This window comes from Larsenimonas suaedae (assembly GCF_023712105.1).
Classification (GTDB): Bacteria; Pseudomonadota; Gammaproteobacteria; order Pseudomonadales; family Halomonadaceae; genus Larsenimonas; species Larsenimonas suaedae.
Window position 1 is genome coordinate 620,391 of record NZ_JAMLJI010000002.1, and the last position, 10,793, is coordinate 631,183.

The following is a 10,793-nucleotide window of genomic DNA, read 5'->3' on the forward strand; positions in this document are numbered from 1 at the left end:
ATACGTACGTACAGGGCAGGGGCAGATAGTGCCGCGCTGGGGTGGCCTTCGGCGTTTCAAGAGGAAACGACGATCAAAGTGCAGGCGTTGTACGTGGGCGGATGCGCCCTCGCCTGTCGGTGTTATGTTGCCAAACACATAAGCAAGCCTTTTTATAAAGTCCTAATAAAACAAAACTTTATACCAAGTTTACTTATCGCTATTTCTAAATACGGCCATAACTGGCAAGACTTAAGTTGAAGGTCGAGTTTGCGCATGCTGACGGTTTGGTTTTAAGGAAGGCGAAAGCGTTCCGAGGAAGAAAGCCCTTATTGGAGGTTACCGGCGATGAAGCCTGGCTTGATTCTTTTGAAGATTTACTGGATCGACGCCTTACCGCTCCCGCGGCTTAATTGCACTCGTACCAATCCAGCACATTCCAAGGGAAGCCTTACCATGCCAACATTTTTGCATATCGATTCCAGCGTACAGCCCGATTCCAGCCGTTCACTGACCAAACGCCTGTCCCGCGCCGTAATAGATGCAGTGCTGGCACGCGCCCCTGAAAGCCTTATCATATCGCGAGACATCGGTGCCAACCCGCCGCCGCTGATCTCCAGCGAGTGGGTTACGGCAGCATTCACCGCTGAGGCCGAGCGAACGACGACGCAGCAGGCCGTGCTTGCGCACTCCGAGGTACTGATCGAGGAGCTAAAGGCCGCCGATGTGATCGTGCTGGGCGCACCCATGTACAACTACGGCATGCCGGGTCCGCTGAAGGCCTGGTTCGATGCCGTGATCCGGCTCGACAAAACATTCACGTTCGATCTGGCGCGAGGCGATGCACCGCTGGCACCCGTGCTCACGAACAAGACGCTAGTGCTTTTAACCTCTAACGGCGAATTCGGCTTTGAGCCAGGCGGCATCAACGCCCACAAGAATCATCTGGCGCCCCACATTCGAACCTGCGCGCACTATCTGGGGGTCGAACGGATGCTCCAGCTCGGCATCGACTATCAGGAGTTCCGAGACGACCGCCATGCGGCCTCGGTCGAGGCGGCCTTTAACGCCATTCCCGCTCTGGCCGATACCCTGCTGCTTGCTACATCACCCCGGCCCGCCCATGCATCGACATGACCGCGTCGGGTCACAGCGTTTGCGCGGGTCGGGCAAATTCGTCACGCAGCCAGCGAGTGAAACACGCTGTGGCCCGGGTGCGCTTAGCGACCGGTGGCGGCACCAGCCGAAAGTTAAAGCCGGGCAGCGCCGGGCCCACGAGGCGCTGTAGACGGCGTGCCTCAAGGGCGCCCCCGGCAAGCAGATCACTGCACAAAAGCACCCCCAAACCACGCTCGGCAGCGTGGAAGGCCAGAGTCTCCTCGCTGTACCAGGCCACCCGAGCTTCGGCGGCGGCTGGCATGCCGGCGGCCTTGAACCACTGAGACCAACTGGGCGCGTCGAGGTCGGTGTTTTTCCACTTGAATGCCAGTAGCGATCGGCGGCCAAGCGCTTTCGAGACCAGACCTTCCTCGGTGCTCGGCCGAGTGACGGCGATGTAGCGATCGCACGCCAGATGGATCTCCTCCCCCCGGGCTGGCGCGGGCCCGTAACGGATCGCCAGATCGACGTCGGACGAGGACAAATCGATGCCATCTTCAAGGGCTTCGATATGTACGACGATTTCCGGGTAAATGTGACTAAATCGCTCGAGACGAGGCATCAGCCAGCGCTCGGCGAAAGCACGGGTGGCGGTGAGCCTGACACTGCCACCACCGGGCACAGCCATGAGCGCGGCAAAGGGCCGAGCGATCATGTCTAGGCCTGCATGAACGTCGGGATAGATCGAAGCACCAATGGTTGTCAGCTCGATGCGGTTGCCCCGGCGCGTGAACAATTGGTGGCCAAGCACCTCTTCAAGCTGACGTACCTGCTGGCTCACGGCGGTTACAGTGACCGAAAGCTCCTGTGCGGCCTGAGTGAAACTCAGGTGGCGCGCAACCGTCTCGAACGCCCGAACGGCAGTCAGTGGTGGCGTTTTCATGAAAGCCCTCCAAGCAAGTAGCGTCGCGAGCGACGAACGGTGGCACAAGCTTCGACTACGAGACGAGCGAACACAAGCCTGCCTCGTCATGCTGGGGCGCTTTTTTGCTATAGTCCGCCGCGGCCTGTCTCTGCGGCCAATGCCTTGATCCATTTTTCTGCTCTGGAGCGTGATGTGACGTCTTCCTCGGCCGCCTCCGGCCCGCCCTCGTCCGCGCCGACGGTCAACCCGCGGCTTTTGCTCGCAAGCCAGCTGATCTTCAACGCCGGGTTCTACATGGTGTTGCCGTTTCTGGCGATTCACCTGCGCGATAACCTCGCGATGGCGGGCGCGCTGGTCGGCATGGTGCTGGGCATTCGTACCTTTTCCCAGCAGGGGCTTTTCGTGTTCGGCGGGGCGCTCTCGGACGCGCTCGGGCCGCGGCGCATCATCCTGCTGGGCTGTCTGATTCGAACCGCCGGCTTTTTGATGCTGGGCTTTTCCGAATCACTTTCCATGATCGTGATCGGCGCGTGCCTGACCGGGGCCGGAAGCGCGCTGTTTTCACCGGCGGTCTCGGCGCTTTTGGCGCTGGCCGGCAGCGAAAGCGAGGCCAGAGGCGGCCAGTCTCGCTCGACCTTGTTTGCCAGGCTCGCGATCTGGGGGGAATGCGGTGCGGTGATGGGGCCGGTGCTCGGGGCGCTTTTGCTGGATATAAGCTTCCAGCTGGTGTCGCTGGCAGGTGCGCTGGTGTTCGTGGTCATGTTCTTTGTGCTTGGCCGGGCGCTGCCGGCAGGCGCTACCACCACCCAGACCGGGGAGGCGCAGGCCTCGTGGTGGCACGTGTTCCACAACCCGCAGTTTCTGGCGTTCATCGTGATCTACAGCACCGCGCTTTTGAGCTACAACCAGCTTTATCTGGCGATGCCGGTGGAACTCGAGCGGGTCGGCGCCGATGAAGGCGCGCTTGCGATGATGTTCATGCTGGTCTCCGCCCTGGTCATTACCCTTCAACTGCCGATCAACCGGCTGGCGCGCCACGTCGGCCCGGCCATCAGCCTGCCGCTGGGGTTCCTGGTGTACGTCGTCGGCTTTTCCGCAGTGGCGTGGGCGGCGCCGCACGCGCCGGCCGAGGGCTGGCTCAAGCTGTGGCCGGCGGCGGCGATGGTCAGCGCCATCGCCATTGCCCAGATGATCGTGCGGCCGGTGGCAATGGATCTGATTCCGGGCTTTGCCGGCGATAAACCGCTTGGGGTGTATTACGGGGCGCTGGCCTCGGCCGGCGGCATTGCGGTGCTGCTTGGTAACGCGCTCGCGGGGGATCTGCTCGATGGCGCGCTTTCACCTGCGCCCGAGGCCGGGCTGCCCTGGTGGGTGCTGGCGAGCTTTCCGCTGGCAAGCGCTTTCGCGCTGCTCATACTCTTTCGCCTGCCGGCGCTTTCCCACCTTCGCTCCAAGTCCGCCACTTAGGGGCCAAAGCAGTTACGCCACCACAGCCAGACACAAAAACGCCGCGCAAATGCGCGGCGTTTTCATGAGTGGCGAACGCCTCTACGTGCTTACAGCCCTTCTTCCAGAAGCTGCGGGGCGAAGTAGGTCATGATCAGATCGGCGCCAGCGCGGCGCATGGAGCCAAGCGTTTCGCGTATCACGGCGGATTCATCGATCACGCCCTGCGCCGCGGCGAACTTGATCATCGCGTATTCCCCGCTGACCTGATAGGCCACCAGCGGCAGCAGGCTGTTGCGGCGAATGTCGGCCATGATGTCCAAGTAAGCCAGCGCCGGCTTCACCATCAGGAAATCCGCGCCTTCGGCCTCATCGGCCAGCGACTCTCTGAGCGCTTCGCGGCGGTTCATCGGGTCCATCTGGTAGGTCTTGCGATCGCCTTTCAGCTCGGTGCCGGCGGCTTCACGGAACGGGCCGTAAAGCGCCGAGGCGAGCTTGGTCGAGTAGGCCATGATGGGGATGTCGGTAAAGCCCGCTTCATCGAGTGCAGCGCGAATCGCCGCGACCTGGCCATCCTGCGCAGACGACGGCGCGATAATGTCGGCGCCGGCTTTCGCCGCCTGCACCGCCTGGATGCCAAGGTTCTTGATGGTGCGGTCGTTGTCGACGGTGTTGCCCTTCAGGATGCCGCAGTGACCGTGGCAGGTGTATTCGCAGAAGCAGATGTCCGGAATCACCACCAGCTCCGGCGCGGCTTCCTTGATGGTGCGCACCATGCGCGCCACCATGCCGTCTTCCCTGAGCGCGTCGCTGCCGGTCTCATCCTTGTTGTGGGAAATCCCGAACGGCATGATGCTCTTGAGCCCCAGCGCGCTCAGGCGGCGGGCTTCCTCACCGAGCTTGCTTTCGGGCACGCGGTACTGGCCCGGCATGCCTTCGATGGGGGTGTACTCATCGGTCTCCTCCTCGACGAAGATCGGATACACCAGATGCTCCGCACTGAGGGATGTTTCGCGAACGATGTTGCGAAGGGCGTCGCTCGAGCGCAAACGACGAAGACGGGCCTGCGGAAACTGGGCCGGCATGAGACCTCCTTGCGGGTCATGAAAAGCGTTGCGGGTCATGAAAAAACGTCGGGCCTGAGTATAGCGCTGCGGGCCAGTGAGGTCAGGGAAACGGCGGCATAGTGTGGTTCTATCACTGACGTTCGCTCGATGACGCCGCCATTGCGCCATGACGATAAAAAACGCTGATCGAAAATAAAGCATTCACTCACGTTATATCGCGTGTTCCGGTGCCTGCCTACAATGACCCCACTCAAGGCACCCCGCCCGACGCCTTCTTATACTCACCCCGCAACGCCGCGCCACCGCGCGGCGTTTTTATCGATACGCGTTTTCAAGGCGCAGGGCAGGCTACGCTTAATCACAAAGCGCATCATGATACTCCGCGCTGTATCAGGGAAGACCGAACACCATATGACACCCGACAACACATCCAGCCAGAAACAAGCCAGCGGTTGGACCCTTGGGCTCCTGCCCGCTCCGGAGCTTCCGGCCCGCATCGTCGAAAAGATTCGAGATCGACTGGCCGAGCGGCTTTCGAACCAGGTCGCAAGCGACAAGGGCTGGCACATCGAGACCCTCACCGACCCGATGGTCGGCACCGACGAAGACGCCAATGACATCATGGACGAGGCCGAGCGCTTCAAGCAGGAACACGGCTGGACCTACGTGGTGTGCATCACCGACCTGCCGCTTTTCCATGACGGCAAACCACTGGCCGCCAGCGCCAGCCACTCACGCGGCATCGGGATTCTGTCCCAGCCGGCGCTTGGGGCCTCGCCGATGGAAAAACGGGTGGAAGAGGCGATCACCCAGCTGGTGAGCGAGCTTCATTTCGGAAGCACGAAAGAAGGCCGGAATGCCTTTTGCGATTACCACGGCAAGACACGGCGCTGGCAGCGTAGCGCCGCGCAGCAGCTGGTAAGGCGACGGCTGTCTGAGTGGATCGCGCCCTTTGCCCGGCGCGACCTCTCTGAAGACGACACCGACCTCGATGTGCGTTTCGTGGCCCGGTTTCGGTTCACGGGCTACTTCAAGCTGATCGGTGGGATGGTGCGGGCCAACCGCCCCTGGTCGATTTTCCCGGCCTTTCGTCGCGTGGGCGCGGCCGCGTTCGCAACCGGCGCCTACGGAATGATCTTTCCCTCGATGTGGCGTCTGGCCGACAGCTACGAACCCTGGCGCTTTCTAACGCTGATGCTGCTGTCGATGATTGCGATGGTGGTCTGGATCGTCGTCGATCACGGCCTGTGGGAGCCGGTGCGTCACCGCGATGCGTTTTCCAACGCCAAGCTCTACAACATCGCGACCTTCAGTACGCTGGGGGTCGGGGTGCTGTTCTATTACCTGTTCTTGATGCTGCTGTTTTGCATCACGGCGTACCTGTTCGTGCCGTCGGCGGTCATGGGCCAGACACTCGGTCACGCCATCGGCACGCTTGAATTCGGTGCGCTCGGCTGGCTGGCCACGTCGCTTGCAACCGTCGGTGGCGCACTGGGTTCCGGCCTTGAAAGCGATGAAACGGTTCGAAGTGCAACCTACGGCTATCGCCAGCAGCTGCGTCAGAAGCGCCTTCAAGAGCAGCGCGAGAACAACAACGACGATAATCAAAGCGACAACGATAATTACGAAGACCCGGACGACCCCGAGGACGACGACGGCCAGGCGGAACGTGATCAGGCGGACCGGGAGGACAAGGAGCGTGAAGACACGTCCAAACACGAGCCCAAGTCCGACGATAAACACGACAACGAAACCGACGAAAACGAGCAGAATCAGGCCCAGCGTGAGCGGGCTGACCATGACACGAACAAGGGGCTTCGCCCTGATGCGAACCAGCGCAGAGACAACGACTGAGCCCTTGTCGATAGCGCCCGACGCAAAATGACCCCAAAGCGCAAAAAGCCCCGGAGGATACATCCTCCGGGGCTTTTTTATCAGAACACGCGGTCTCAGGGGCGCGACGTGACCGGCTTGCGGGCGGTGCCCCGGCGCCAGAGCCCGGACTGCCAGCCATGGGCCAGTGCAGCGATGCCTCCGCCAAGGAACACCGCGAAGCTACTGATGTCGCCAAGCGGGGCCAGGCTGACCGGAATGCTCACCAGCCCACCCATCAAAAGCGAGCGCAGCGCGACCGGGTTGACCCCACCCTGATAGTGGTAGGCGCTGCCGGCTTCGGAAGAAAACAGTGCGTTGAGGTCGATCTTCTGACGGCGCACCTTATAGAAATCGACCAGGATGATGCCGTAGAGCGGGCCGATCAGCGCCGCCAGCACACCCACGGTGTAGTGGATCAGCTCTGGGTTGTTGAACAGGTTCCAGGGCGTCAGAAAGATCGAGCCAACTGCGGCGATCATGCCGCCCATGCGCCAGCTGATCTTCTCGGGCGCGACGTGGGAGAAATCGAACGCCGGCGCGACGAAGTTGGCCACGATATTGATGCCGATGGTGGCGGCGACAAAGGCGAACACACCCAGTACGGCGGCGGTGGCGCTGTCGATGCGGGCCACGGTTTCAATCGGGTCGGTCAGCATTTCACCGAACACCTGCGGCGTACCGGAGACCACGACCACCGTGATGATCGAAAACATCAGGAAGTTGACCGGAAGGCCCCAGAAGTTGCCGCGACGAACAGACTTTTCAGTGGCGCAGTAGCGCGAGAAGTCACCGAAGTTGAGCGTCGGGCCTGCAAAATAGCCCGCGACCAGAACCGCGGCCACCACCATCTGCCACAGCGCCTCGCCACCGCTAAGGGTCTCATTGGAGAGCGACAGGCTGATGTTTTCAGGCCCGGCGCGCCAGACGATCCAGCCGGCAAGCGCGAACATGACCGCGTACACCAGGGGGCCTGCCCAGTCGTTGAAGCGGCGGATGGTGTCCATGCCACGCCAGAACACCAGCGCCTGCAGCACCCACATCAGCGCGAAGCAGAACCAGCCCAGCGCCGACAGCCCCAGAAAGCTCGTGCCCGCCCAGGATTCAAGCCCCGGAAACCAGCGCAGCAGCACCAGCAAAAGCGCGTTGGAGGCAAGCCAGGTCTGAATGCCGTACCACACCACCGCGATCAAGCCGCGAATGACCGCCGGCACGTTGGCGCCTTTCGTCCCGAAGGCCATTCGGCAGATGACCGGAAACGGCACGCCGGTGCGCTGGCTGGGCCGGGCCACGGCATTGGCAAAGACCTGCACGACCAGAATGCCGACCAACAGTGAAATCAATACCTGCCAACCCATCAGACCGAGGCCGAACAGGCTCGCCGCCAGCACATAGCCGCCGACGCTGTGAATGTCGGCCATCCAGAAGGCAAAAATGTTATAGGCGTTCCAATCCTGCTTGGCGGGCGCCAGATCCTCGTTGTGAAGATGCGGGTCAGGCGCGGCAGGCATTTGCCCTTCAGTCTTGTTCGTGTTCATGCGCGGCTCCATGAAGGCTCGTTACGCTGCCACCGGCAGCCCTGCGTTGGCCGGATGGCCATTGGTCTCTGTCCTAGTTCGTATACAATCTTCGTGCCAATTTGGCGCACTGGCGTAAAAAAAGAGCCTCCCGGGCGCTAAACCCCGCATGGCAGGGGGTGCCATGATGATGCATCACTTCGGCCAGGCGCCGGGCATGGAGAAAGGCCATGGCCCCACCGGGTATGCGGCATGCACCATAACCGTGCTCGAGCCGGACGTTGTGCACCATAAAAGCGCTATTTCGTATACAGCGACAGCATTAATCAGCCACTGCCCACGGCGCTATTGGCCGATGGTCGCCTTGCACCAAGGGGTGTTGGCGCGCTGGCATGGAAAATGCTTGTATACAATCATCGAGACCGCGACCTCAGGATTTCCATGAACGATACCCGTCAGTTTCATTTGCTCGCCGGCCAGGTCAGTGACCGAGGCGCTCGCAGTGATGAGGCGATCTATCAGGCATTGTGGGAGGCCATTGTCGAGCATCGGCTCTCACCCGGCGCCCGCCTGCCGGAAGATGCCCTGTCACATGCCTTCGGCGTGAGCCGCACCACGGTGCGCCGCGTACTGCAGCGGCTGGCGCTCGAGCAGCTGGTGACGCTGCGCCAGAACCGGGGTGCCCAGATTACAAGCCCCACGCCCAGTGAGGCGCGTGACGTGTTCCGGGCGCGCCGGCTCATGGAGGGCGCGCTGCTGGCCGAGGTGCTTCCTCGGATTACCCCGGCGGATCTCAAGGCGCTCGAGGCGATCCACGAGCGCGAGACCCGCGCCGAGCGCGAGCACGCCATTCGACTGTCTGCCGAGTTTCACAGCCGGCTGGTCGCGATCGCCGACAGCCCGTCACTGTCAGAGGCGCTGTCACAGCTGATTTCCAGAACGTCCCTGATTATCGCGGTCTACGGCCGCGCCCGGGCCGGCTGCCCCTGCGAGCACATCGAGCTGATCGAACTGCTTCGCGCCGGCGCGCTTGCCCCGGTACAGCGCTGGATGAGCGCGCACCTGACCCGGATCGAGGCAAGCCTCGATTTCACCGCCAGCGGCGATGCCCTACCCGATTTCGAACACCTTTTTGGCCACCACAGAGAGCAAAGCGCCTCATGACCTCGACCACTCCGACCATCTGCGTCATCAACCCCAACACCAGCACCGCCATGAGCGAGGGCATCGCCGTTAGCGCCCAGCGCGTCGCCCGCGGTGAGATTCTTATGCTGACCTCGCGTCACGGCCCGGCCGGGCTTGAAGGCCACTTTGATGAGGCCATCGCCGTGCCGGGGCTTTTGGAGCACATGATCGAAACCGAGAAAGGCGACACCCGCGTCGACGGCTATCTGATTGCCTGCTTCGGCGACCCGGGCCTGGCGGCGGCCCGTGAGGTGGCCTCCGTGCCCGTGATGGGCGTTGCCGAGGCCGGCATGCAGATGGCGACCATGGTCGCGCGGCGCTTCTCGATCGTGACCACGCTTGCCCGCACCCTGCCGATCGCCGAGCGGCTCTTGCACGAGTACGGCAAGCGCGAGCAGTGCGCTGGCCTGCACGCCTGCGAGCTGCCGGTGGCGGCGTTCGAGTCCGACGACGACAGCGTTTATGAAACGCTTCTGGCCGCCTGCCGCGACGCGCTTCAAGCCGATGACAGCGACGCCATCCTGCTCGGCTGCGCCGGCATGAGCGAGCTGGCCGAACGGCTGGGTGAGGCGCTCGGCGTACCGGTCATCGATGGCGTGACCGCAGGGGTTGCCCTGCTGGAAGCCGTCAGCGCCACCGGCTACCCGGTGTCCAAGCACAACGACCGCGCCACGCCCATCGCCAAGCCCATTCGCGGCGCCTTCGAACACCTGAGCTGGAGCCACTCATGAGCCACGATCTTCACCTCGAGAATTACCCCCGTGACCTGCGCGGCTACGGCGCCACCCCGCCGGACCCGAAATGGCCGGGCGGCGCCCGGGTCGCGGTGCAGTTCGTACTCAACTACGAGGAAGGCGGCGAGAACAACGTGCTGCACGGCGATGCCCACAGCGAGACGTTTCTCTCCGACATCATCGGCGCGGCGCCCTACCCCGACCGCCACATGAGCCTGGAATCGCTCTACGAATATGGCTCGCGAGCCGGCGTCTGGCGCATTCTTCGTGAGTTCGAGCGCCGCAACCTGCCGCTGACGGTGTTCGGCGTGGGCATGGCGATGGCGCGCTACCCCGAAGTCGTCAGCGCGTTTCAGGACGCCGGCCACGAGATCGCCTGCCATGCCCTGCGCTGGATTCACTATCAGGACATGAGCGTCGAGCGCGAGCGCACCATGATGGCGCAGGCGCTCGATCTGCACCGGGAACTCACCGGCGAGCTGCCGCTGGGCTGGTACACCGGCCGCGACAGCCCCAATACCCGGGCGCTGGTGGGTGAGCACGAGCACTTCCTCTACGACTCCGACTACTACGGTGACGACCTGCCGTTCTGGACGCAGGTCGACAACGCCGACGGCGAAACCCGTGACCACCTGATCGTGCCCTATACGCTCGACACCAACGACATGCGCTTCGCCTCGCCCGGCGGCTTCAACTACGGCGACCCGTTCTTCAATTACCTGAAGGACGCCTTCGATGTGCTCTATGAGGAAGGCGCCGAGGCACCGAAGATGCTTTCAATTGGCCTGCACTGCCGTCTGATCGGCCGGCCCGGGCGCTTCCGGGCGCTCCAGCGCTTTCTCGATCACATCGAGGCCCATGACCGGGTCTGGGTCACCCGCCGCGTGGACATCGCCCGCCACTGGCACGAGCATCACGCGCCCGCCAAACGCTGACGGCGTCAGGCGTACAACCGACAGACCCAAAAAAG

At 62.7% G+C, this 10,793-nt stretch carries 9 protein-coding genes; 6 read left to right on the forward strand and 3 right to left on the reverse strand.

Going from position 1 to position 10,793, the window contains the following annotated elements:
- The first annotated feature begins 435 nt into the window (after positions 1 to 435).
- Positions 436 to 1,116 carry an FMN-dependent NADH-azoreductase gene (locus tag NAT49_RS08715; RefSeq protein ID WP_251593274.1) on the forward strand — a complete coding sequence of 227 codons (681 nt, stop codon included), beginning with the start codon at positions 436 to 438 and terminating at the stop codon, positions 1,114 to 1,116.
- Positions 1,117 to 1,126: 10 nt separating this feature from the next.
- On the opposite strand, the gene NAT49_RS08720 is transcribed toward NAT49_RS08715, so the two are convergent.
- On the reverse strand, positions 1,127 to 2,020 hold the full coding sequence (locus NAT49_RS08720; RefSeq protein WP_251593276.1) for a LysR substrate-binding domain-containing protein: 894 nt from the start codon (positions 2,018 to 2,020) through the stop codon (positions 1,127 to 1,129).
- A gap of 174 nt (positions 2,021 to 2,194) precedes the next feature.
- On the opposite strand from NAT49_RS08720, the gene NAT49_RS08725 reads away from it, so the two are divergent.
- Positions 2,195 to 3,469, forward strand: a complete 1,275-nt coding sequence (locus NAT49_RS08725; RefSeq protein ID WP_251593278.1) for an MFS transporter — start codon at positions 2,195 to 2,197, stop codon at positions 3,467 to 3,469.
- An 89-nt stretch (positions 3,470 to 3,558) separates the two neighbouring features.
- On the opposite strand, the gene hemB is transcribed toward NAT49_RS08725, so the two are convergent.
- Positions 3,559 to 4,533: a porphobilinogen synthase gene (hemB, locus tag NAT49_RS08730; RefSeq protein WP_251593280.1), complete on the reverse strand. Its 975-nt coding sequence runs from the start codon at positions 4,531 to 4,533 to the stop codon at positions 3,559 to 3,561.
- A gap of 393 nt (positions 4,534 to 4,926) precedes the next feature.
- On the opposite strand from hemB, the gene NAT49_RS08735 reads away from it, so the two are divergent.
- Positions 4,927 to 6,369, forward strand: coding sequence for a hypothetical protein (locus NAT49_RS08735; protein ID WP_251593282.1), 1,443 nt, complete (start codon positions 4,927 to 4,929; stop codon positions 6,367 to 6,369).
- Between the two features lie 95 nt (positions 6,370 to 6,464).
- Here the strand turns inward: NAT49_RS08735 and NAT49_RS08740 are convergent, their stop codons facing one another.
- Complete coding sequence (locus NAT49_RS08740) at positions 6,465 to 7,925, reverse strand: NCS1 family nucleobase:cation symporter-1 (protein ID WP_251593284.1); 1,461 nt, start codon at positions 7,923 to 7,925, stop codon at positions 6,465 to 6,467.
- Between the two features lie 420 nt (positions 7,926 to 8,345).
- On the opposite strand from NAT49_RS08740, the gene NAT49_RS08745 reads away from it, so the two are divergent.
- The 3 genes from NAT49_RS08745 to puuE are packed head-to-tail and all read left to right on the forward strand — an operon-like array spanning position 8,346 to position 10,758.
- Positions 8,346 to 9,068, forward strand: coding sequence for a GntR family transcriptional regulator (locus NAT49_RS08745; RefSeq protein WP_251593286.1), 723 nt, complete (start codon positions 8,346 to 8,348; stop codon positions 9,066 to 9,068).
- Positions 9,065 to 9,820: an aspartate/glutamate racemase family protein gene (locus NAT49_RS08750; protein ID WP_251593294.1), complete on the forward strand. Its 756-nt coding sequence runs from the start codon at positions 9,065 to 9,067 to the stop codon at positions 9,818 to 9,820. Before NAT49_RS08745 ends, NAT49_RS08750 begins: the two co-directional genes overlap by 4 nt.
- The gene (gene puuE, locus NAT49_RS08755) at positions 9,817 to 10,758 is read left to right on the forward strand and encodes an allantoinase PuuE (RefSeq protein WP_251593300.1); all 942 of its coding nucleotides are present in this window, start codon (positions 9,817 to 9,819) and stop codon (positions 10,756 to 10,758) included. Before NAT49_RS08750 ends, puuE begins: the two co-directional genes overlap by 4 nt.
- Positions 10,759 to 10,793 lie beyond the last annotated feature (35 nt).